Source organism: Cupriavidus pampae, assembly GCF_914271485.1.
In the GTDB taxonomy this organism is placed as follows: domain Bacteria; phylum Pseudomonadota; class Gammaproteobacteria; order Burkholderiales; family Burkholderiaceae; genus Cupriavidus; species Cupriavidus pampae.
Genome location: NZ_CAJZAG010000018.1, coordinates 1 through 21,492, shown reverse-complemented (window position 1 = coordinate 21,492; position 21,492 = coordinate 1). Strand labels below are relative to the sequence as shown.

General features: G+C 61.6%; 23 protein-coding genes. 9 read left to right on the top strand and 14 right to left on the bottom strand.

The window, feature by feature from the left end; translation table 11 throughout:
- Window positions 1–82: 82 nt before the first annotated feature.
- Window positions 83–958, bottom strand: coding sequence for a LysR family transcriptional regulator (locus LDO41_RS32175; RefSeq protein ID WP_223995591.1), 876 nt, complete (start codon window positions 956–958; stop codon window positions 83–85).
- Between the two features lie 109 nt (window positions 959–1,067).
- Here LDO41_RS32175 and LDO41_RS32170 point away from each other — a divergent pair, with 109 nt between their 5' ends.
- Window positions 1,068–1,979: a LysR substrate-binding domain-containing protein gene (locus LDO41_RS32170; protein ID WP_223992132.1), complete on the top strand. Its 912-nt coding sequence runs from the start codon at window positions 1,068–1,070 to the stop codon at window positions 1,977–1,979.
- Here the strand turns inward: LDO41_RS32170 and LDO41_RS32165 are convergent.
- Both LDO41_RS32165 and LDO41_RS32160 read right to left on the bottom strand, forming a co-directional pair.
- A complete protein-coding gene (locus tag LDO41_RS32165; protein WP_223995654.1) occupies window positions 1,930–3,423 on the bottom strand; it encodes an N-acyl-D-amino-acid deacylase family protein in 1,494 nt (497 codons plus the stop codon). The two genes, LDO41_RS32170 and LDO41_RS32165, sit on opposite strands and share 50 nt — an antisense overlap.
- 14 nt (window positions 3,424–3,437) lie before the next feature.
- The gene (locus LDO41_RS32160) at window positions 3,438–4,283 is read right to left on the bottom strand and encodes a Bug family tripartite tricarboxylate transporter substrate binding protein (protein ID WP_223995590.1); all 846 of its coding nucleotides are present in this window, start codon (window positions 4,281–4,283) and stop codon (window positions 3,438–3,440) included.
- Window positions 4,284–4,645: 362 nt separating this feature from the next.
- On the opposite strand from LDO41_RS32160, the gene LDO41_RS32155 reads away from it, so the two are divergent.
- A complete protein-coding gene (locus LDO41_RS32155; RefSeq protein ID WP_223995589.1) occupies window positions 4,646–5,689 on the top strand; it encodes a succinylglutamate desuccinylase/aspartoacylase family protein in 1,044 nt (347 codons plus the stop codon).
- Window positions 5,690–5,739: 50 nt separating this feature from the next.
- Window positions 5,740–7,182 carry an MFS transporter gene (locus LDO41_RS32150; RefSeq protein WP_223995588.1) on the top strand — a complete coding sequence of 481 codons (1,443 nt, stop codon included), beginning with the start codon at window positions 5,740–5,742 and terminating at the stop codon, window positions 7,180–7,182.
- Between the two features lie 143 nt (window positions 7,183–7,325).
- On the opposite strand, the gene LDO41_RS34425 is transcribed toward LDO41_RS32150, so the two are convergent.
- The 6 genes from LDO41_RS34425 to LDO41_RS32120 form a co-directional block, all read right to left on the bottom strand.
- Window positions 7,326–7,697: a DUF4124 domain-containing protein gene (locus tag LDO41_RS34425; protein ID WP_223995587.1), complete on the bottom strand. Its 372-nt coding sequence runs from the start codon at window positions 7,695–7,697 to the stop codon at window positions 7,326–7,328.
- A 225-nt stretch (window positions 7,698–7,922) separates the two neighbouring features.
- Window positions 7,923–9,029 carry a lactonase family protein gene (locus tag LDO41_RS32140; RefSeq protein ID WP_223995586.1) on the bottom strand — a complete coding sequence of 369 codons (1,107 nt, stop codon included), beginning with the start codon at window positions 9,027–9,029 and terminating at the stop codon, window positions 7,923–7,925.
- Between the two features lie 2 nt (window positions 9,030–9,031).
- Entirely contained in the window at window positions 9,032–9,673 is a 642-nt protein-coding gene (locus tag LDO41_RS32135) for a hypothetical protein (RefSeq protein WP_223995585.1), read from the bottom strand.
- Window positions 9,674–10,099: 426 nt separating this feature from the next.
- Window positions 10,100–11,071 (bottom strand): Bug family tripartite tricarboxylate transporter substrate binding protein, encoded by a 972-nt coding sequence (locus LDO41_RS32130; protein ID WP_223995584.1) that lies wholly within the window; start codon window positions 11,069–11,071, stop codon window positions 10,100–10,102.
- A 42-nt stretch (window positions 11,072–11,113) separates the two neighbouring features.
- Window positions 11,114–11,974, bottom strand: coding sequence for an NAD(P)-dependent oxidoreductase (locus LDO41_RS32125; RefSeq protein ID WP_223995583.1), 861 nt, complete (start codon window positions 11,972–11,974; stop codon window positions 11,114–11,116).
- A gap of 139 nt (window positions 11,975–12,113) precedes the next feature.
- Window positions 12,114–12,797, bottom strand: coding sequence for a GntR family transcriptional regulator (locus tag LDO41_RS32120; RefSeq protein WP_223995582.1), 684 nt, complete (start codon window positions 12,795–12,797; stop codon window positions 12,114–12,116).
- A 298-nt stretch (window positions 12,798–13,095) separates the two neighbouring features.
- On the opposite strand from LDO41_RS32120, the gene LDO41_RS32115 reads away from it, so the two are divergent.
- From LDO41_RS32115 to LDO41_RS32105, 3 genes are all read left to right on the top strand, one after another.
- Window positions 13,096–13,737: a 4-carboxy-4-hydroxy-2-oxoadipate aldolase/oxaloacetate decarboxylase gene (locus LDO41_RS32115; RefSeq protein WP_223995581.1), complete on the top strand. Its 642-nt coding sequence runs from the start codon at window positions 13,096–13,098 to the stop codon at window positions 13,735–13,737.
- Between the two features lie 85 nt (window positions 13,738–13,822).
- Window positions 13,823–14,782, top strand: a complete 960-nt coding sequence (locus tag LDO41_RS32110; RefSeq protein ID WP_223995580.1) for a Bug family tripartite tricarboxylate transporter substrate binding protein — start codon at window positions 13,823–13,825, stop codon at window positions 14,780–14,782.
- A 28-nt stretch (window positions 14,783–14,810) separates the two neighbouring features.
- Window positions 14,811–15,671, top strand: coding sequence for an amidohydrolase family protein (locus LDO41_RS32105; protein ID WP_223995579.1), 861 nt, complete (start codon window positions 14,811–14,813; stop codon window positions 15,669–15,671).
- 36 nt (window positions 15,672–15,707) lie between these two features.
- On the opposite strand, the gene LDO41_RS32100 is transcribed toward LDO41_RS32105, so the two are convergent.
- The 5 genes from LDO41_RS32100 to LDO41_RS32080 form a co-directional block, all read right to left on the bottom strand.
- Window positions 15,708–17,558, bottom strand: coding sequence for a hybrid sensor histidine kinase/response regulator (locus LDO41_RS32100; RefSeq protein WP_223995578.1), 1,851 nt, complete (start codon window positions 17,556–17,558; stop codon window positions 15,708–15,710).
- A 375-nt stretch (window positions 17,559–17,933) separates the two neighbouring features.
- Complete coding sequence (locus LDO41_RS32095) at window positions 17,934–18,239, bottom strand: H-NS family nucleoid-associated regulatory protein (RefSeq protein ID WP_223995577.1); 306 nt, start codon at window positions 18,237–18,239, stop codon at window positions 17,934–17,936.
- A 171-nt stretch (window positions 18,240–18,410) separates the two neighbouring features.
- Window positions 18,411–18,794, bottom strand: a complete 384-nt coding sequence (locus LDO41_RS32090) for a hypothetical protein (protein WP_223995576.1) — start codon at window positions 18,792–18,794, stop codon at window positions 18,411–18,413.
- A gap of 132 nt (window positions 18,795–18,926) precedes the next feature.
- Entirely contained in the window at window positions 18,927–19,334 is a 408-nt protein-coding gene (locus LDO41_RS32085; RefSeq protein ID WP_223995575.1) for an Hsp20/alpha crystallin family protein, read from the bottom strand.
- 16 nt (window positions 19,335–19,350) lie between these two features.
- The gene (locus LDO41_RS32080; protein ID WP_223995574.1) at window positions 19,351–19,791 is read right to left on the bottom strand and encodes an Hsp20/alpha crystallin family protein; all 441 of its coding nucleotides are present in this window, start codon (window positions 19,789–19,791) and stop codon (window positions 19,351–19,353) included.
- Between the two features lie 282 nt (window positions 19,792–20,073).
- Here LDO41_RS32080 and LDO41_RS32075 point away from each other — a divergent pair, with 282 nt between their 5' ends.
- The 3 genes from LDO41_RS32075 to LDO41_RS32065 all read left to right on the top strand — a co-directional run bounded on the left by LDO41_RS32075 (window position 20,074) and on the right by LDO41_RS32065 (window position 21,161).
- Window positions 20,074–20,361 (top strand): hypothetical protein, encoded by a 288-nt coding sequence (locus LDO41_RS32075; RefSeq protein WP_377745455.1) that lies wholly within the window; start codon window positions 20,074–20,076, stop codon window positions 20,359–20,361.
- 168 nt (window positions 20,362–20,529) lie between these two features.
- A complete protein-coding gene (locus LDO41_RS32070) occupies window positions 20,530–20,775 on the top strand; it encodes a type II toxin-antitoxin system Phd/YefM family antitoxin (protein ID WP_223995573.1) in 246 nt (81 codons plus the stop codon).
- The gene (locus LDO41_RS32065; RefSeq protein WP_223995572.1) at window positions 20,772–21,161 is read left to right on the top strand and encodes a type II toxin-antitoxin system VapC family toxin; all 390 of its coding nucleotides are present in this window, start codon (window positions 20,772–20,774) and stop codon (window positions 21,159–21,161) included. Before LDO41_RS32070 ends, LDO41_RS32065 begins: the two co-directional genes overlap by 4 nt.
- Window positions 21,162–21,492 lie beyond the last annotated feature (331 nt).

Here is a 21,492-nt window from a genome sequence, read left to right as displayed (position 1 = left end):
CAGCAAAAAACATGCGTCCACTATCGGGCAAGACGCCGCTCGCTACCAATGCCTTTCAGGTAGGACGGTGATGCCTTTCAGGCTAGCCAAACTGCGCGGCGAAGCGTTTCAGCGCGGCGTTTGTCTCTGCAGCGGCGAAGCAGAATTCGAGCGGCAACGGCACCGACAGATCGCGCAACGCCACAAAGCGCACGCGCGCTGGCGGACGATCACGATTCGCGGCATTGACGATGGCGGCGCCCATCCCAGCCGACACGAGTGACAGGATCGCGGTCTCCGTCGACGCTTCCTGGCGGATATCGAGTGTGAGGCCGGCTGCCGCGCACGCGGAAAGCAGATGGTCGTAATACGCGGGATAGACGCGCCGCGGGAAAATGATGAAGGGTTTCCCCGCCAGTTCGGCTGCCGCGACAGACTCCAGGCTCGCGAGCGGCCACGCCGCCGGCACTGCCAGCACGACGTTTTGCTCGAGGATGCGAACGCTCGCGATGCCTTCCGGCAGCGTACCGAAGCGATAGCAGAAGCCTCCATCGAGGCGTCCGGCTGAAATCGCCTCCAGCTGTTCCGGCGTGTTCATCGGCATGAGCTCGAGGGCGATATGTGGCGCCGCTTGCTCGAAGGCATGAAGCGCGTCCGAAACGATGCCGCTCCAGGCCGCGTTCTCGACGAAGCCGATACGCAGATGGCCCTCCACGCCTTCCGCGATCCTGCGTGCGAGGCGGTTGGCCGCATCGACGCGCGCAAGGATGTCTCGCGTTTCCTCGAGGTACGCCTGACCCGCCGGCGTCAGCTTGAGGCCGCGCGGCGTGCGCTCGAACAGCGCAGCGCCTATCGACTCTTCGAGATCCTGGATCTGCCGCGAGATTGCGGGCTGCGTCACGTGCAGCTGTTCTGATGCAGCGCGCACGCTGCGCAGTTCCGCGACGGCGCTGAAATAACGAAGATGCCGAAGTTCCATGATGTTCCCGAACGGAGCGATCGTCTGGCGATGATACCGTCACGCCATGGTGCAAGCAGGCAGAAACGTTGTATCTTCCCGCCAAAGCGACTGCCGCCACTCGACCCCCATGAAAAGCACTACTGGACGCCACCTGCCCGCGCTGGCCAATCTCGTCGCCCTGGAGACCACTGCCCGCCTGGGCAGCGTGACGGGCGCGTCCGAGGAGCTTTGCCTGACGCAAGGCGCCGTCAGCAAGCAGATCACGGAGCTCGAGGACTTCCTCGGCGCGCGATTGCTGAATCGCCGCAAGGGCGCAATGGCCGCCACACAAATCGGCGAGGAGTACCTGAAAACCGTGCGCAAGGCGTTGGCGATGCTGGAGGAGGCTACCCGCGAGGTGCAATCGGGATGGGCCGCCGGAGGGAGGCTCGATATCTCCGTGCCAGTATCGCTCGGCAACATCTGGCTGCTGCCGCGACTGCTCCGGTTCGCAAAAGAACAGCCGCAGATCCAACTCAACGTGACGACGAAGGTCGGACCCATCGATCTGGAGAACGCCCAGCAGGATGCCGCGATCATGTACTGCTCTGCCCCGCCGCCGCATCATTACTCGATGAAGGTCATGCCGCTCGAGCTCTTTCCGGTCTGCGCGCCGGAGTTGCTACCTGCCGAGGCGACGCTGGCGACGGCCACGAAGAAGCGCCTGCCGCTGTTGCATCAGATGGCGGCACTCGAAGCCTGGCCATCCTACCTGAAGCAGCAAGGCATCCGGCAACCCGAGCGCGACGGACCACGCTACGGCCTGCTGACCATGGGCCTGCAGGCTGCGCTGGGCGGCATGGGCGTCGCGCTGTTGCCCGACTTCGTGACGGGCGAGGATATTCGCGCGGGACGATTGATTCGCCTGTCGACCACCGCTTACGTGTCGCCGAAGTCGTACTACTTCGTCTGCCTCGAAGAGAAGCTGACCCACCCCGCGATGCATACATTCATTGCATGGCTGCGCGAACAACGTTCCGAGGAGTTGTCGGCACCTTGACCGCATCGCTCTTCACGAGCGTCGATCCGACGAAGCGTCCGGGGCGATTCCCCGTGGGCGCGCCATCGCGCAACGTCGCCTCGCCGGCGACGAGCACATGGGTAACGCCAACGGACGGCTGCACCGGATCGTCGAACGTGGCGCGATCCTGGATCGTCGCGGGGTCGAACACGGTGATGTCAGCCACGTGCCCCACGCGCAGTTCCCCGCGACGTTCCAGTCCGAAGCGCAGCGCGGCGAGCCCCGTCATCTTGTGGACAGCGCGCTCCAGCGGAAACAGGCCCAGATCCCGCGAGTACAAACCGAGCACGCGCGGAAACGTTCCCCACAGACGCGGGTGTGGCGTCTCGTCCGAAGGAATGCCGTCGGAGCCCACCATCGTGCCCGGATAGGCAAGAATGTCGCGAACATCGCCCTCGTCCATGATGAAGTACACCGCGCCACCGGGCACCAGCGACTCCGCCACCTCGCGGCGCGTGCGTCCCCATGACTCGGCAATCTCTTCCAGATAGCGGCCGGCCACATCGGGGTGCGTGGCCGACCAGGTGATCAGGATGCGGTCGCACTGGTCTACGCGCTCGGGACGCAGCATCGTCGACGAGGCCGCGTACGGATAGCAGTCCATGCACAGCGGCATGGTCTGCGCAAGCGCGTTCACCTGCGCCAGCGTTTCGCGGCTACGGCCATGGTTCTGCTTGCCCACGAGCTTGTGGTGCGAGATGACCGTGGACACGCCCAGCGCCTTGCCGATACGCGCCGTTTCGTCGATCGACTCGCGCACACGATCGCTCTCGTCCCGCATGTGCGACACCAGTACCCCGCCGAGCCGCCGCATCGGTTCGCACATGCGGACGATCTCGTCCTCGGGCGCGGCGGCGGATGGCGGATAGAACGTGCCCGTCGACACGCCGATGGCGCCCTGCCGCAACGCGGCTTCCACATCCTCCCGCATGCGTTCGATCTCCGCGTCGCTCGCAGCCTCGCCTAGTTGGCCGACATGCCGCGCGCGCAGCGTGGATTGCCCGACCAGCACCGCCACGTTGACCGCTGCGGGACTCGCGGCGAACGTGTCCCGGTAGGCCTGCACGGATTCGAACCGGTAGCCGCCGCGCAGGATATCGAGCGGCGCCGGTGGGATCGTGTCTGTCACGAGCGGGAACAGGCTGATGCCGCAATTGCCCGCGATGATTGTAGTCACGCCCTGCGTTACCTTCGGCAGCATCTCGGGCGACTGGAACACCAGGAAGTCGTCGTGCGTGTGCGTATCGATGAAGCCGGGCGCTACGGCCAGCCCGGTAGCATCGATATCGGTGACAGCCCGTGCATCGCGCAGGTCGCCGATCGCGACGATTTCTCCATCGCGGATTGCAACGTCGGCGGATCGCCGCGGCGCGCCCGTACCGTCGATGAGGTCGCCATTGCGAATGATCGTGTCGAATTGAATGGTCATACTGTGCCTCAATCCACTTTGGCGCCGCTCTTGCGCACGAGTTCGCCGAATTTCACGGTTTCGGCGGCGATGAGCGCCTGAAAGTCGCGCGCGGTTCCGCCCAGCGGCTCGAACGACAACCGGTCCAGCTGCGCGCGGAATTCCGGATCGCGCAGGATCGTGTTGACCTCCTTGTTCAGCCGCTCTACCGCTTCCGGAGGCGTGCCCGGTGACGCGACCAACCCGGCCCACGCGGTCACCTCATAGCCCTTGAGCCCCGCTTCCGACAGCGTCGGAAGATCGGGATAACGGGGCGAGCGATTGCGCGACGTCACGGCCAGCGCACGCACCCGATGCGACGACACATAGGGGCCGATCGAGGGCACGTTATCGAACATCAGCTGAACGCTGTTGCCGACGAGATCCTGCAAGGCTGGCGTGCTTCCCTTGTACGGGACATGCGTGACGTCGACCTGCGTCATGACCTTGAACAATTCCCCGCCCAGATGGCTCGTGGTGCCGTTGCCCGCCGATCCCATCGACAACTTGCCGGGATTCGCGCGCGCATAGCTCACCAGCTCCTGAACCGACTTGACTGGCAGCGACGGATTGACGGCGAGAATGCTGAAGGTCGTCACGAGCCCGACGATGGGCAGCAGCTTGTCGGGGTCGTAAGGCAGCTTGCTATACAGAAAGCGATTCGTGGCCAGCGTGGCGTTGTTACCGTAGGCCACCGTATAGCCATCGGCCGGCGCGGCCAGCAGCGCCTGAATGCCGATGTTGCCGCCCGCTCCCGGCCGATTCTCGACCACCACGGGTTGCCCCAGTCGCCGCGAAAGCGCTTCCCCGAACAGCCTCGCGACGATGTCTGGCACCCGCCAGGCGCGGTTGGCACGATCAACCGGACCGGCTTCTCCGGCCACGCGGCATGGACGACGCTCATTCCTGACAGCGCTGGCCCCATCAGGCCGATTGCCATGGCAGCCAGCAGGTTTCTTGTCGGACGCTTCATCTCTCACTCTCCTCGATCCTTGGTGTCACGACGATGAGTATCGCCACAGCGCGCCCCCCGATCCTAGTGAAGTTTCGTCGATGATGATTTCCGGCACGGAATAGTTGCGGGAGGTCGAACGCGATGCCTGAAAGGCATCGGCAGCCGCAATCAACGGCAATTGTCCGCGTTCATCAAATCGTCAATAGTTTGTGCATACCCGTTCCCGCCTCAAGGAGACACAATATGCCCGGACAGTCATCCACTTCCACCCCTACGCTTTCGCAGAAATCACTGATCTCCACGGACATCGACTATGACCGCGAGGGTTTTCAGACGGGCACGTTACGCATTCCCTATTCGCATGATCGCTCAGCCTACGGACATATACCTACGCCCATTGCCGTGCTCAAGCACGGCGACGGCCCCACGGTCCTGCTGACGGGCGGCAATCACGGCGACGAGTACGAGGGGCCGGTGGCGTTGATGAAGCTGCTGCAACGCATGCCGTCGATGCACATCGACGGTCGCCTGATCGTCATTCCCGCGCTGAACTTCCCCGCCTTCCTCAATGGCTCGCGAACCTCGCCAATCGACCGCGGGAATCTGAATCGCATGTTTCCTGGCGATCGCAACGGATCGCTGACGGCGATGATTGCGCACTATGTCGATACGGAGCTCTTTCCCCGAGCGGACATCGTGTTCGATCTGCACGCAGGGGGCGCATCGTTCGACCATATGCCTACGCTGCTCGCCGCGCTGCCCGGCAACGCCGAACGGCATGCGGAATACCTCAAGCTGGTGGACGCGTTCGCGGCGCCGCACACGATGATCATGGATCTGCTCGGTGAGGACCGCACCTATGGAGCGGCGGCGGAGCGCCATGGCACGCTGTTTTTGTGTGGCGAGTTTGGCGGTGGCGCGGCCTGCAACGTCGATGGCGTGAAAATCGTCGAGGACGGGCTGCGCCGGTTCCTTCATGCAACGGGGCTCACGCGCCACGACCGGCCTGCGGCGGCGAAGCGCCCTACCACGCTGATCCGGGTCGACGGCGCCCGTCACTATCTCTTCGCGCCGAGGCATGGCGTGTTCGAGCCGTGCTTCCGACGGGGCGAGACGGTGACGGCGGGCCAACTGGCGGGTCGGCTGTTCGATCCACACGCGCCGTGGGAGGCTCCGCGCGAACTGCATTTCGCCGGCGATGGCATGGTGGTCTGCACGCGTACGTTTGCTCGCGTGGAACCGGGCGACTGCATCGCCTTGCTGGCGGCCAATGCGCGCTGGCAATAGCTCGCAGCCGATTGTTGCCCATTGACGTTACCCATCTCCCTGCAAACGACATGCCGAACAACCAACCCCCTTCCTCCGAGGCCACGGCGTATGGCGCGTTTTCCCATGCATACATCGTCGGGATGTTTTTTCTGTGCTTCGCGTTCTCGTACATCGACCGCCAGGTGGTCAGCATTCTGGTTCAGCCCCTCAAGGCGTCGCTCTCGCTAAGCGATATGCAGATCGGTCTGCTGCAAGGCATCACCTTCACGATGTGCTACGCGACGGCGGGCGTCTTCGTGGCGCGGCTCGTCGACCGGTCCAATCGCGTCTTGCTCAGTGCCGTCTGCGTGGCCATCTGGGCCATCTCGACCGCGATGTGCGGTACCGCCACGACGTTCTGGGAACTGCTGCTCTGGCGCGCGGGAACGGCCATCGCCGAGGCAGCGCTGAGTCCTGCCGCGTTGTCGATTTTCAGCGACCTCTTCCCTCCTCGCAAGGTTGCGCGCGCGAGCGGCGCGTTCATGCTGGGCCCGTATGCAGGCGGCGGCGTCGCGCTACTCGGCGGCGGAGCGTTGCTTGGATGGCTGGAGCAACCTGCAATGGCAGCGTGGCTGTCAGCGCATGACCTCCACCCCTGGGAGATGGTTTTTTTCACTGTGGGACTTCCAGGCATCGCACTCGCCGCGCTGGTGGCCCTGACGATCAAGGAGCCCGCTCGACAGGGCACCCGCAATGCGGAGAGTGCCGGCGATGCGCCGCCGCTACGTGAGGTGCTAAGGGAACTATTCGTGCGCAACCGCTTCTGCCTACCCTACTTCTTCGGGTATGTGGCGCTGATCCTGCTGTTCTATTCGCACGCCGCGTGGTTTCCCACGATGGTCATTCGACGGTTCGGACTCAGTGCGAGCGAAGTGGGAAAGCTTGCCGGGCCGATGTATATGCTTGGCGGGATGGCGGGCGTGATTACTGCCACGCTGCTCGTGGGAAAAGTCACCGACCGCGGCGCCCTACGCAAGGTGTTGCGTATCGCCGCGTGCGCGGCCACCGCGCTCGTTCCGGCCGCGTGCATCGCGCCGCTGGCCCCGTCGGCGATGCTTGCTCTTGCCATGTACGGGGTCTGCGCGTTCGCCGCCAGTATCGTGATGGCGCTCGCGCCGGTGCCGCTGCAGATTGCCATTCCCAACCGGATGCGCGGCCGCTCCATCGCGTTGCTCGTATTTCTGACCAATGCCATCAGCGGTGGAGTGGGTCCGTTCGCGGTGGGTTGGATTAATGAGCGGCTGGCCGATCCGCAGAACGGCCTGTCCACATCGCTCGCCGTCGTCGGCACGGCCGCTGCCGCATTGAGCTCGATGCTCTACTGGATTGCCACGCGGAATGCGCCGCGCGTCGAAGTTGAGGTGCACGCAGGCGTGTCATGTGCGCCGTTGATTCAGGGCGACGCCAGTCCGCCAGCATGGGAACGCAAAAAACAAAATTCTGAAGCAGAACGAGATCGCAGCCGACAATGATCCCCACGCGTATCAACATCGCGGTCACACCCGTCGTGCTGCGCGGATCATTCCCCCCTCGCGACGTAGCGTCCCGCCCCACCAGGCATCAATAGTGCGACCAACTGCTGTCAGAAGGAGACGGATCCCCCAATGAGGAGAAATTAGCAGCCCAGTTCGGATAAGTGCCGACCAGCTCTAGCGACCGCCTCGTTGGTCTCACGCAATCGACGAAGGTCATCGCTTTTTGCCGCGACGTCTTGGGATCTCCGGGCCGCGTTATACCCATCGAACGCGGTACGGCACGAGATCCCATAAAGGAGCCCCCGGGCGTACGCTTGCGATCCGTCACCATCCGCAGCGAGGTAACGCTCACGGGCGATATCCTGGCCACTGCGCACAACACGCTCCGGTGCGCCTTCCGCGCAGGGACGATCCTGCAACACTACTTGGCCGCGAGGATCTCGACACTGGTAGATTGTCGCCGCATTGCTGGCCGTAGACCATAAGCACAACAGGACAAAGATTGTCCGCACGCCGGATCCCCGCTATTAGATAGCCTCGCACTGTATCGGACACGTGTCCCCATGAGGATTCTCCCGAAGGGGTATGCTGTAGCGGCATTCTGAGTTGCCAATGCAACCATACATGCCCGATCTATTCTGTCCGTCCTACGTTTGTATCGACAGCCCATCGGGTGCCGCTGAAGTTTTCCATTGGATGGTGCGAGGTGTCTGTCGCGGACCGTTGCGTCCGACTCTCTATGGCAGCGGCTCGACAATCGCCATGCCGAGATTGCCATTGCCCGTGGGGAATGGACTGCCAGGCACCGGTGTCAGCGCACCGGTGGTTGAATTGATTGCGAAGCCGTAGAGCTCGCCGAGGAAGGATGGCGAAGACAGGAAGCGCCCGCTCGAATCGACGCGCAGGCGTTGCGCGTTGAAGCCGGTGGGCGTGCTCCCCAGGTTCTGATCGAACAAACCCGTCGTCAGATCGCGCCGCACCACCTGAATCCCATTTGCAGTCTGCCCCCCAGTCAGGACATAGGCAAACGGACCCGACGGGGCGAGCACGATGTCGGTGGGCGAAAGCATGGTCGGGAAAACGTCAATCGCGGTCACGGCACCCCTAACGTGGTCGATAGCGCCGACGCCGATCGTGTTGCTGGACATGTTCAGGGAGTACAGCATCCGGCCATCGGCAGACACCACAGCGCTACGCGCGCAGGAGCCAGTGGGTGGCGTCGTGTCTGGCAAATTGACTGTGCCGAGCAACGGATCAAAGGCCATGGACCACACCTCGTCCGTTGTGGTGTTCACCGAATAGATAAACCGACCATTCGGCGACACGGCGACACCTGATGTACGACCGCTCAAGTCACCGCTCCAGTACCCTTGTCCAGTAGCCGTCGCCGTGTTGGTGATGGGGTTGATGCTGAATGCGAGGACAGTGCGCCCTGCGCCAATAATTAACCACTTGCCCGTGGGATGCACGGAGATAATCTCCGGCATCGGGGAGGTCGGCGCGCTCGTGCCAGAGATAACGCTCAGGGCGCCAGTGGCTGGATCCAGCTGGTATGCCTCCACCGCGTCGTCGTCGCGCATGATCGCGTAGCCCACCAGCCCCGACGGCAGGAAGGCGATGTCAGTCACCTTTCTCGTTGTGGCGAACGGGCTGCCAGGCACTGCGGCAAGCGTTCCGTTGCGCGGGTCGATCCGATAGACCGAAATCATAAAATCCACGCTGTTGGGCACGACCACGAACTGGGCCTGCACGCAGTTGATCGTCACATCGGTAACGTTGGTGCCGGCGATGGTGCCGCTGCCGTTCTGCACAGTGCAGGTCTGGCCGGCAGGCTGGCCAGACACCGTCACGCCATACAGCGTCCCGGCGACAAGTCGGTGGGGAATGAAAACGCTCCGCCGGCGCTGACGACCGCCGTATCGCCGTTGGCCCCGGCCAGCATCAGGCTCTTCCCCGCGGCCAGACCGGACACCGTACCGCCCACCGTGTAAGTCGGCAGCGGCACGGTCGTCGGGCGGGCTAGCGCGGCGTTGCCGCACAGGCGGGCTCCTGTGGGTGTATCCGCGCAGGCGGCGAGCACGGCGGAGCCACCCAGCGTGGCAGATGATGGACTGCTGATCTGTGCTGAATGGCCGTCCACCGCGGCGGTCACGGGGAAACTGATATCGCCGGTGCTCCACGACCAGTTGGTCAGGTCGGCGATACCATCGACGCCATCCGAACGCCGTACGGCGGCGGTCACGGTTTGAGCCGCCGCGCCGGCGGTCACTGTCAGGGTCGCGGGCGACAGCGTCAGCGTGTACGACTTTGCGGGCGCCGACTGCACTACCAGATGCGTAACCGCGGTGGCTCTGCCGCCATCGGCAAGCGTCGCTGTGGCCGTGATATCGGCTACGCCAGCATTGCGGGTCTGCACCGTGGCATAGGTGCTGACCAGAACCGAAGCCGAGATTCCTGCCGGCGACTTGTCCGAAGCCCCTGTGACCACGGCAACCGATTCGTCGGAAGACGTCCAAGCAAAGCTTGCTCCTTTCACCTCATTCCCATCGGCGGCAAACACCGTCGCCTTCAGCGTCTGCGTGGTGCCTACTACCGGCGCAGCCCTGCTTGTGTCTACGACAACCTTGGTGGCGCCCGGCGTAGCTGACTGGGCCGGAGTGGCATTGTCATCGGAACCGCAGGCAGCAAGTACCGCAGTCGCAAGCAAAGCAATGCCGAACGCGCGTGCGCCGGCAGGAAGAGATGATCTAGGCCGGGATCGGTGCTCGACGCGCTGCGAATGCTGACGATTCGCCATGATGGGACATCGACTACATACGCGCGACGGGCGGGGAGCAACGCGTTGACAAATACCGTAAAAAGGCCACGTACGCGGGTACGTGGCATGCGAAGCAGGCTTCGTTAGCTCGTACGGCTATTCGATCTTCGCGCCGGATTCCTTGATTACGCGCGTCCATCGCACCGATTCGCTCTTCATGTAGTCCGTGTACTGCTGCGGCGTTCCGCCAAGAATTTCGGAGCCTTGGTCCTGCAGCTTGGCGCGCACCGCCTTGTTCTGCAACGCGTGTGCCGTGGCATCGCGCAGCTGTGTCACGATGGCATCGGGCGTGCCCTTTGGTACCAAAATGCCCTGCCATGCGCCCATTACCAGCGAGTCCAGACCAGTCGCTTCCTTGATTGTCGGAACGTCTGGAAGGATCGGCGTTCGTTTGTTGCTGGTAAGCGCAAGCGCCTTCAGCTTGCCGGTCTTGATATGCGGCGTGGCCTCGTTGAGCGGAAGGAACATGAACTGCGTCGCTCCTGCAATCAAGTCCGTGATGGCGGGCGCGCTGCCCTTGTACGCTACGTGCGTAGCTTGGATGCCCATCTCCTTGGCGAAGAGCGCGCCACCGAGGTGTAGCAGGGCCCCCGCGCCCGATGATGCGTAATTCAGCTTGCCGGGATTGGCCTTCGCGTTGGCAACGAGTTCCTTGACGTTGCTCACGGGCAGGTTCGGCGTCGTGACGAGGACCAGCGGAATATTGGCCGTCAGGCTGATCGGCACGAAATCCGTGAACGCATCGAACTGGACGTTCTGGTACAGCGACGGCGCAAGCACGATAGCCGAGGTACTGTAGAAGATCGTGTAACCATCGGGCGCCGCGCGCTTGGCTTCCGTGGCCGCGATATTGCCGCCGGCGCCGGGCTTGTTGTCCGGGACGATCGAGCCGGACAGCTGCGAGGCCAGTCCCTGGGCGACGATGCGGGCGTTGATATCCGCTGAACCACCGGGCGGAAAGCCCACCAGCATACGCACAGGTTTATTGGGGTACTTGTCTGCAGCAGACACTGCCGGGGGCGCAAACGTCGCTGCAAGAATCGCTGCTGCGAGATAGAGGGTACGCATGTCCTGTCTCCGAGATTTTTTATCGTGGCGATGCTTGTGTCGTTATGCAGCCTGGCGGAGGAGCCACTGAAGTGCGTCCTCAAGCGACGGGTTCTCTCCTACCGGGCCGGCCTCAATCGCGGCGGCGGTGCTGGCGAAGCGGGCCTCCACGCCGGGTAGCACGAGTGATGTCAGTCCCGCCCCCTGCAATTCCTTCTGTGCTTCCGCCACTTCGTGCGTACGTCGCCGCGCATGAATCGTGTGCGTGCGCACTAGCATGTTGATGAAGTCCTCGAGCGGACTGTCATCGATGTCCTTCAGTACGCCATACAGCTTCGCGCGCACGCCCTGCTTCTCCGCCGCCATCAGCAGTTCCACCGCGAGCGCCTCCATCCCCTTGGTGAACACGCTGCGCAGAACCTTCAACGAGATGGCATCGCCTGCTGCACCGCCTTCGACGACGCGCGCATTGCCGCCCGAACGCTGGATCAGTGCCGCAAAGTCGTCCGCGGCATCGCCCGCGCACAGCAGCGGCGTCTTCGACAACGCCAGCGAGATCGCGCCCATGACTGCGACATCCGCGTAACCGATGCCCTTGGCCTTCGCACGCACAGCCGCCACACGCTTGTCCGCGGGGCTAGCCGTCGTCAGATCGGCATAGCGCGCGCCGAGCTTCATCTGCTCGAAGCATTGGCCTGCCACGTCGAGCGCCACGGCACCGAACACGCAGGACAGCACCCAGTCGGCATCAGCAAGCCAGGGACCGATCTGATCATGAACACTCAGGTCAAAGCTCGCGACGAGCTCACGGCCTGCCTGCGACAAATGGGTGTCGCAGAACTGGAAGGTGGTGCCCGGAATAGTGGCGAGCGCGCTGACGTAGCAGCGGCCGACTTCGCCCAGGCCGATGATTGCGATGTTCAAGACTGCCTCCTTGCTAATGAAGCCAAAGAGTACAAAAAAAATACAGTCAGAACAACGACAAATCTAGGTTTTCAGGGTAAACGTGGAAAATTTCTGCATAGTCTGAAGGGCTGAAGTGCGTCGCAGACGCTAAATTGTTCTATTTTTGTACGTCATCCGTACGCGACTCGAAACTGTCCAGCCGCCGGCTCATGAACCGCTGGTTAGAGACCAGCAGATGAACTGACATGAGCTGCTCGGCCAGGTCGCCATCATGCAGCTCGACCGCCATGGCGATATCGCGGTGGTGTTGCAGGCTGCGTAGCAGGTCTGCATATTCGTAGAGGAAGAACGAGCGTGTGATGATCGGCATATCGATCATGGTCTCGAGGATCGTCTTCAGCCGCTGGGACCCGGCGGCATCGAGCATCAAACGGTGGAAGCGACTGTTCGCTGCCTGCACCGCCTCAATCCCACTCTCGGAATCGCGTGCACCTTCGATAGCACCAGCCATCTCCTGATTGCACTGCTTCAGACGCGCGATGGTGGACGCATCGGCCCGCTCCGCGGCCAGCCGCGCGGCAAAGGGTTCGAGGCGAATGCGCAGACGGAACATGTCCTCGATATCCCAGCGCGTAAAACCGGCGACAAACACGCCGCGACCGGTTTCCTGCACGGCAAGGCCGTCGTCGATCAGTCTCTTGAGAGCGGCGCGCACTGGCGTGCGACTCACGCCGATGTCCTCGGCGATGTGCTCCTCCTTGAGCTGGGTGCCAGCCGTGTAGTGCCCCGCCACGATTCGCTTCTTCAGCACTTCGTAGGTCTGTTCGCTGCCCTTTTTCATCACTTTTCTGATTTTCCTGACGCGAGTCTCGGGGTCACTCCCCACAGGGCCGCATGCAACGGCCCGCGTCGCAATGCTACCAAATGCAGCCGACTGCGCTGTGTAACAAGGGGCACTTACCACCGTGTTGTACTTTTTATGTACAAAACCTTGCGGCAAGCGGGTGTCATTCTCATATCAAATGGCAAATTTCTCACGTTTACCCGCATTCGCCTAACTTCTTCTTGAGCTTTATTGTTTTTATTTTGTACTATTCGCACACCAGCAACACACAGTAATCACTCAAAACGGAGACGATATGTCCGCCATCGCACAACACATCAACCGCCTCAAAGGATTGGGCACTGCCACCATCCATGAAGCCCAGGGCCAGAAAGGCGCGCTCGATTCGGGCCTCAAACCCCTGGATCCGACTCTACGCATGGCCGGACCGGCCGTCACCGTGGACATCCGCCCCGGCGATAACCTGATGATCCACTATGCCCTGACCAAGACGAAGCCCGGCGACGTACTCGTCGTCGACGCCAAGGGCTTTCTCGAAGCAGGACCCTGGGGCGACATCCTGACCCTCGCCGCGCTTGAGCTGGGACTCGCGGGTCTAGTCGTGAACGGTTCGGTACGCGATGGCAACGCCATCATCGAGATGGGTTTCCCCGTGTTCTGCCGTGGGCTATCTATCAAGGGCACCGGCAAGAATCAGCCTGGCAGAGTCAACGTGCCGGTGCACTTCGGCGGCGCCCAGATCCATGCGGGCGACATCATCATCGGTGACCGTGACGGTTTGGTCGTGGTCTCGCCCGATGAGGTGGAGAGCGTCATCAACAAGAGCATCGAGCGCGAGGCGAAGGAAGAAGCCATGCGCGTCGCGCTGAAGGAAGGCCAGACAATGGTCCAACTGCTTAAGCTCGGCGAAACCCTGGAGCGCTTCGGCCTCCGTTGATGTTGACGCGCCCCGCAACGGGCGCGTCTTCCTGCATCGCTGGAGCGCTCACAGAAGCGCCTTTCCCAAATATCCGGAGACACTCATGCACATCCTCATGCGCATGCTGGTAGCGCTCGCCCTGAGCACTACCGTATCGACTGCCGCGTACGCCGCGGAATACAACGGCCCCATCCGCATCGTCGTACCATTCGCAGCAGGCGGCGCCACTGACGCGCTCGCTCGCCTGCTCGCGCCCGGCCTCGCCAAGGAGCTGGGCCACACTGTGGTGGTGGAAAACCGCCCGGGCGCCAGTGGCCAGATTGGCACCGCTTACGTCAAGAACGCGCCGGCCGACGGCTCCGTGTACCTGCTCGCTCTCGACCACTCCGTTGTGATCGTGCCGTTGATTACACCGACGGCCGGGTATGACGCCCTGCGGGACTTCACGGCTCTCGGTACTGTGGCCCGCTTCCAGTGGGTGCTCTCAGTGCCGATCACCAGCCCCGCTACGACCCTTCAGCAGTTCATGGAGATTGCGAAGAACGACCCAAGCAAACGCAATTACGGTGTACCGCTGATGGGCGGAATGCCGGATCTCATCGGCAGCAGCGTCGGCAATAAGTCAGGCGTCGCGATCGAAGCCATCCCCTTCAACGGGTCCGCGCTGATGATGCCGCAACTCATCGGCGGCCAACTTGCCTCCGGAGTGACCGGTTCTCCGGAAGCCGTCACCATGGTGCGCGCGAAGAAAGTGCGCCCGCTCGCGGTCACGGGCGACAAGCGTTCACAACTGCTGCCCGAGGTCCCGACCTTCGCCGAAGCCAGTGTGCCGGGCCTGAACCTCAACAGCTTCAATGCGTTCTTCGCGCCGAAGAACCTGCCCACGACGATCGCGGACAAGTTCAACGCGGCGCTGCGCAAGACGCTCGCCAACCCGGACGTACGGAAACAGGTCAGCGACATGTCGCTAGATCTGGTGGACTCCTCCTCAATTCCTGAGGCCAAATCCGAACTGGAACGCACCTATCGGTTCTGGAACACCTCGGCGGCAGCCAAACGCTGACACGCCAACGACCCAGGAGCGTCACGCAATGACGGACAGCGTTCCTCACTCGGCAGGTACCGACGCACCGGCGTTCGTCATGCCTGACAACGCATGTGACTGTCACATGCATATCTTCGACCCGGCGCTGCCCTTTGCGCAGAACGCATTGCTGACGCATGGTGCCGCCACGCCCGCGCAATACGAGAAACTTCGCACGCGTCTTGGCACCCGCCGCAACGTGGTCGTCCAGCCGTCGTCGTATGGCACCGACCATCGGGTAACGCTCGCGGCATTGCAGTATTTCGGTCCGTCGGCGCGCGGCGTGGCCGTGGTCACGCCACATACCCCCGATCGGGAACTGGACCAGCTTGCGGCTGCCGGCGTGGTCGGCGCACGCCTGAACCTCGTTCAAAAGGGTGCGACCGATATCACGATGGCGAAGCCGTTAGCAGCAAGGCTTCGCCACGTTGGCTGGCATCTGCAGGTCCACATGCTGCCCAATGACTTCCTGCAGGAAGTGGATCACCTGCTGGGGCTCGGTGTCGACATCGTCGTCGATCATTTCGCCCGAGCCTGCACTGAACCATCGTTAGCCCCACTAATGATCCGGGCGGTCAACAAGCTGCTCGGCAGCGGCCACGGGTGGCTAAAGCTGTCCGGCGCCTACATGGCGGTGCCGCACGGCAGCCCCGATCTGCATCGGCTTGATGACTTCGTCGCAAACCTCGGCGACCGCTTTGCTTCTCGGCTCGTATGGGGTACCGACTGGCCCCATGCCACGGAGTCGGTCAAGCCAGACGACGCCGCACTCGCGAACCTGCTCGCTCGCTGGTTCCCGCAGCCCGTGCGGGACAGCATCCTCTCAACGAACCCTGCCTTGCTTTACCGCTTCAATGATCTTCAATGAGGTCACCACGGTCTCCGGGGCGACATCTCTCTAAGGCTATTCTTGTTGGGATTTTGTGGCACCTAGCTTGTCTATGCCCGCCAATATTGGCTGGAGCTGCTCGATACTGATTGGCTTGACCAAGTGGTGGTCAAAACCGGCCGCAGTCGTCCTCGCCCTGTCTTGCGGCTGGCCCCAGCCCGTCACCGCAATCAATACCACGTCGCGGTGTCTATCGATGGACCGGATAGCTCGCGCTAGAGCGCACCCGTCCATTTCCGGCATGCCAACATCCAACAGTGCCACTTGAGGGGCTACAGCATCGAGTGCCTCCAGAGCAGCGAAGCCGGAATTGAAGACCGTCGACCTGCAGCCAATCAAATCGACCAACAGGCCGAGACTATCCGCCGCATCGCGGTTGTCATCGACGACCAGCACTCTGAGCCCTTGGATTGGCGCAGGCTCGGTTCTGCCGGCGACATCGACGGTGACCTCGGTGGAGAGTGGAATCGACACGGTAAAACAACTGCCCTTTCCCGTGCCACCGCTTCGGACCGCAATAGTGGCCCCGTGCGCGTCGAGAACCAACTTCGTAAGTGCAAGTCCGACCCCTAATCCCTGACCTGATGCGACCCTCGGGTGCAAGCGGTCGAAGAGCGCAAACAATCTCGCTTGATCCTCAAGCTCGATACCTATGCCGTTGTCAGCCACATGCACTACTGCATGACCAATCTCCGAGAGCACTGACACCTCGATCCGCCCCGGGGTGGGCGTATATCTCGCCGCGTTGTTCAGAAGATTGGAGAAAGCCTGCGCCAATCGGACCTCGTCTCCCCTGACGAACAACGGATCAGATGGCAATTGGACAACTAAAGCATGCTTTCCGCTCTCAATGGCAGGACTGCTCAGTGCGATCGCGCTTTGAATCGCACTTCCCAGTTCGATGCGGCTGGGCTTGACCTGAAGCACGCCGGTATTGATTCTGGCAACGTCCATGAGGTCATCGACCAACCGGACCAGGTGGTCGACCTGTTTGTTGAGCGTGGCAAGCACGCCGCCAGGCTGGCTTGAGTCCAGGCGGGAGTTCAAAACCTGCAATCCATTCCGAATCGGAGCCAAAGGATTGCGCAACTCGTGCGCCAGCATGGCGAGGAAACGATCCTTGCCTTTCTGCGCCTCTGCCAGTGCAGTCTCCGCTTCGTGCCTCGAGGTGACATCGGTCGCCGTGCCAAACCACTCCACGACCTCTCCGGCCGCGTCGAGCATGGGGACCGCGCGAGACATGGTCCAGCCCACCGAACCATCAACACGAACGAACCGATGTTCTTGCTCGTAGGTAGATTTGTCAGCCACCGCGCGTTGAATTGCCTGCCAGACCCGCGCCCGATCCTCAAGGGGGACATAGCCGTCAAGCCACGATCGATTCGGGGCACCGACGTTGGCCAGTAATCCCTGCCCCTCCACGACGATTAGCTCTGACCAATCGGCGCTTGCGCGATAGATGACGTTGGCGCTGGCCTTCGTCAGCGCCAGAAACCGCGCCTGACTATCCTGCAGTTCTCGACGGTAGTTGACCTTCTTCGTAGTCTCCCAGACTGTGCAAACCATCCCCTGGATATGGTCCCCCTCATCGCGAACCGGGGAGTACGAGAATGAGAAGTATGCTTGCTCCTCGACGTCCTTTCGCTTGACCAAGAGCGGCATATCGTCCGCGCAGATACCCTCACCTGACATTGTGGTCGCGATGAGCTCGCTAATGTCTGGCCAGATTTCTGACCAGACCTCGCGAATGGGCTGGCCCATTGCATCAGGATGCTTGTTACCAAGCAACTCTATGTAGGCCGCGTTGTAAATCATGCATAGAGACGGCCCCCAACCAAGCCACATCGGCACCTTCGAGTTCTCCATCAACGCCACCATCGTACGCAACGTACGAGGCCAGCTCTCCGGGGTCCCGAGGACACTTCGGGTCCAATCGTGATTGGCAATGCGCTCGGTCAACTCGTTTCGGCACGTAGCGCCCGGCAATGTGGTGTCATGATTGACAACACTTGGCGATAGGCCTTTTGATGGTGCGTCCATGACCGCGTTGGGTAGTGCCTGCGTTGGAAGTAGAAGTCCCAAAAAAGGCTACTACAGGACGCCAGGTTGCGCAGTCCGAGCCCGTCCTACGTTTCTTCATATAAGTGAGCGCAACCTCTTCGGAGCGCTCGTCAGCAGCACCCCGCGTATGGGGTTTTGAACGACTAAGATGCCCCGTCTCGACCCTCGTGGCAACCCAACCTAGCCGACCCGAAAATGTTCCATCGACTGCCCGGCGTTGACTGCCCGCTGCAGCCATTCAGGTAAGGCCCCCTCCCCGTTCCAACTTTGGCCGTCGGCGCTGCGATAGCGCGCGACCACCTTGGATGCCGACGAAGCGACGTCGATCGGGAAACACCCTGCGGCGACCAAATCCTCGAGAGTGAGGGAGAATTTCGCCATCTGGGTTCGGACCCACAGAATAGCCTCGGCCCGCCGGCGGAGTTGCTCGGCGGGACTGGCTGCGGCGAATGGCGGCGTTGCGTTAGATTGGGACGAAATGCGCATGTCGGCATCTTGCCATGGCTGGGCCGCTTGGCGCGCTGGTTGAGCCATGGCACCGGTCACGCGGGCGTGCCGCTAGGGCCAGGCTGAGAGGCAACTGCCAGGTATTGCGTTTGAATGTCAACCGCTCTCTACATGAATAGGGCCGGCTTCATCACCGCGGCTTGCCCTGAATCACTGTATTGGAGGGATGATCCCAATCCTCTCAGCAAGCATACGTTCGTACGCGCCGAAGTGCAGGTCGACTTCAGCTTGGCTGACGACTGTGACCTCCAAATTGATCTGATCCGCCTTCAGGCCGAGGATGGTGGCCAGCGCCAGCTCGAGTTCGGGCGCCATATCCTTATCCTTCGGAAATGTCGTGCCGATTTTTATCCAATATGCATTGGATCGATCCGCAACCACTTCCAGTAGCCTGGCTGCTGCGCTCATATTGTGTTCGATTGCAATGCGAGCAAGCTCCGCAATAGTGCGCATCTTCTCTGTTGGAAACCCACGGACGCAGCGTAGCCGTATCCGATGAGTACCTAATGTCATCCAATCGGTATCAAATTCCATGACGACCTCAGCAGTCAATCAGCAATTCATGTTTTCGTGGTCGAAACCGATACGCTCGGTCTGCTAGGGGGCCGACGCCGAGGGGCCGCCCTGGAACGCCCCGGAACGCGCCCCCTCGCAGACGCCGATTGCCTAAGCCGAATTGATCGCAATGCGCCGCGGTCTCGCTTCCTCACGTCGAGGGATAGTTAGTTTTAGTACGCCGTCCTGCAGCAGCGCCCCGATTTGCCCGGCATCCAAGTCCGGTCGCAACGAGAACGACCTCGCAAAGTGAGGTTGGCGAATTTCCGCATGCTGCACGCGAAGACCGGAGGGCGTCGGCACGACCGCCTGCCCTTCGATGTGCAATGCACCGTCGTTGAAGCTGACCTGAAGATTCTCGCGGCTCACGCCTGGGAGGTCAGCCCACAACGTAACGCCATTAGTGTCTTCCACAATGTCCACAGCCGGGACCAAGGTGACTCGTCGCCCGCCCTTCTCCTCAGGGCGCTGGGCCACAGCACCACCGTTACGTTGTGCAAGTTGGGAGTTGTCGTTCATGGCAGCCTCCTTGACATTATTGGACAGTGATCGCTCGGGGCTTGGACGCCTCTCGCCTACCCACGCTTACCAAAAGGCAACCGTTGGCATATCGGGCCTGAACTTTGTCAGGATCTGCGCCCTCCGGCAGTTCAATCACCCTCCGGAACGCTCCAACAAAGCGCTCCTGAGCGTAATGCCGTGACTCCGGCATGGAGTCTTGCCAGGGCGGTTGTCGTTCACCGCTGATCGTCAACAGCCCACGGTCGATGGTGACTTCGATGTCTTCCTGCTTGAGTCCGGGTGCAAAAGCCACGATCTCAATCGAGTCGTCAGTTGCCCCAACGTTGATGGCAGGAAATGCGCCGGCGCGCCCGGCGCGGATGCTGGACGGAAATCCGCCGAATACGCTTGTCATCTGCCTTTGCAGACGATCGAAGTCATTGAGAAGGTCGGTTCCGAAAAATGCGTCAGTCATGGTCGTATCCTCCTGTAGAGCGCAGCGAGGAGTGAAGGGCTTCACGCGCTCCCATTCACCCGCCCTCACCGCTGGCAAACAAACAGAAACACGCAGCGCGAGTCGCGACTGCCTGAGCGGAAATAAAAATAGCAACGGAAAGCATCCATTTCAAGCCCCTAATTAAGCACCTCTGCATGCCGGGGGTGGACGCCCTAAGGTGTGGCCGGCGAGTGCAGAAAGCCACGTTCGAACCGAGAAGCTGGACGTTAGTGTCCAGAACGGCAAGACTACGAAAGCTTCGTGCCGGCTATGCTCGGCGGCCCACCCCGGCGGGTGGATCTATGGCCGGCTGGACTGCCGGGCCTGCGGGCTATTGCCCACGGAGGCTATATCAAACACCGCGCCTTTTTTCTCGACGAGGCGATTGCTATCGCTGCCAGCTTCCGCCTGTGCGCCGTTTACATGCCTGATCAATATGCCGACTGGAAGACCTCGGCAACGCGATGCAGCTCGATCGTCCACTGGCACGAACTCGAGGCCAGCCGCGACCAGCGTCGAGAACGCGATGATTCGGAACGATCTGTCTAGGGCGATCACGCAACTCGAGCTCATCGGCTGTCATCGCTGCTTTTCAAGGCGCCTAATAAATAACTTTTGGCCGGATTAACCGCCTTGGTCGGCTTCTCGGTCGTTTTTCAACTTGCGACAACGGGCTATTAAAACTAGACTAATTGGACTTAGTTTACTTTGTTAACCATGCAAACCATCAACATCCACGAGGCCAAGACCCATCTGTCGAGGCTGGTAGAACAGGCGGCAAACGGCGAGCCCTTTGTCATCGCCAAAGCGGGTAAGCCGTTGGTCAAAGTCGTGCCTCTTTCCGCGCCTACCGGCAGGGATGTGAAACGGCTCGGTTTTCTCGCCGGCGAGTTCAGTGTTCCCGATGACTTTGACGAGATGGGCAAGAAGGAGATCGAGAACCTATTTGAAGGTGACGCGTGAAGGTTCTGCTGGATACCCATCTGCTGATTTGGGCAGCGAGTTCGCCAGAGAAGCTGCCGGCCGAGGCAATGGCACTGATGCAATCGCGAGAAATCGAGCTGTTTTTTAGCGCCGCGAGCATTTGGGAAATCGCGATCAAGCGGGGACTCGGTCGGAGCGACTTTCGCGTCGATCCGCGCGTTTTGCGACGCGGATTGCTCGACAACGAATACAACGAGCTGCCGATTGGTAGCGAGCATGCCGTCGCTGTCGAGAGCCTCCCCCCGCTGCACAAGGATCCGTTCGACCGGATGCTGATCGCACAGGCGACTGTCGAAGGCATCATCCTTCTAACCAAAGACTCGACCGTGGGGCAGTATCCGGGTCCAATCCGGTTAGTCTCCTAACTGATCATTTATTTGCGCCACGCTCCGCGTTGCGGTCTGTGCCGCGGCAGTGCTGGACCCGTAGTCTCGCCATGTTGGTTGGTCGATGCAGGAGAGCATGAGCTGGCAGCTTGGGTCGGGCCCGTTGCAACCGGCTGCGGCTTCGCTCGACAGCAGCAATGCGTTGCCTCCGCCGGCGCCCGCTCAGTCCGGCCTTGCTATACGGGCGCCAGATGCGCTTGGTGTTGATTTGCACCTAAAACTGACCCACCAGTTGCATCGAAAATTGACCCACCCCAAGGTCATGCCTCTTCACTGATTGGTGTCTGCTTAGTGCGTTTCTCCTTGCTGG

Coding starts and splice junctions, on each gene's coding strand:
- LDO41_RS32175 (WP_223995591.1), bottom strand. CDS start 958: ATGGAACTTCGGCATCTTCGTTATTTCAGCGCCGTCGCGGAACTGCGC.
- LDO41_RS32170 (WP_223992132.1), top strand. CDS start 1,068: ATGAAAAGCACTACTGGACGCCACCTGCCCGCGCTGGCCAATCTCGTC.
- LDO41_RS32155 (WP_223995589.1), top strand. CDS start 4,646: ATGCCCGGACAGTCATCCACTTCCACCCCTACGCTTTCGCAGAAATCA.
- LDO41_RS32150 (WP_223995588.1), top strand. CDS start 5,740: ATGCCGAACAACCAACCCCCTTCCTCCGAGGCCACGGCGTATGGCGCG.
- LDO41_RS32130 (WP_223995584.1), bottom strand. CDS start 11,071: ATGCGTACCCTCTATCTCGCAGCAGCGATTCTTGCAGCGACGTTTGCG.
- LDO41_RS32120 (WP_223995582.1), bottom strand. CDS start 12,797: ATGAAAAAGGGCAGCGAACAGACCTACGAAGTGCTGAAGAAGCGAATC.
- LDO41_RS32115 (WP_223995581.1), top strand. CDS start 13,096: ATGTCCGCCATCGCACAACACATCAACCGCCTCAAAGGATTGGGCACT.
- LDO41_RS32110 (WP_223995580.1), top strand. CDS start 13,823: ATGCACATCCTCATGCGCATGCTGGTAGCGCTCGCCCTGAGCACTACC.
- LDO41_RS32105 (WP_223995579.1), top strand. CDS start 14,811: ATGACGGACAGCGTTCCTCACTCGGCAGGTACCGACGCACCGGCGTTC.
- LDO41_RS32100 (WP_223995578.1), bottom strand. CDS start 17,558: ATGGAGAACTCGAAGGTGCCGATGTGGCTTGGTTGGGGGCCGTCTCTA.
- LDO41_RS32095 (WP_223995577.1), bottom strand. CDS start 18,239: ATGCGCATTTCGTCCCAATCTAACGCAACGCCGCCATTCGCCGCAGCC.
- LDO41_RS32090 (WP_223995576.1), bottom strand. CDS start 18,794: ATGGAATTTGATACCGATTGGATGACATTAGGTACTCATCGGATACGG.
- LDO41_RS32085 (WP_223995575.1), bottom strand. CDS start 19,334: ATGAACGACAACTCCCAACTTGCACAACGTAACGGTGGTGCTGTGGCC.
- LDO41_RS32080 (WP_223995574.1), bottom strand. CDS start 19,791: ATGACTGACGCATTTTTCGGAACCGACCTTCTCAATGACTTCGATCGT.
- LDO41_RS32070 (WP_223995573.1), top strand. CDS start 20,530: ATGCAAACCATCAACATCCACGAGGCCAAGACCCATCTGTCGAGGCTG.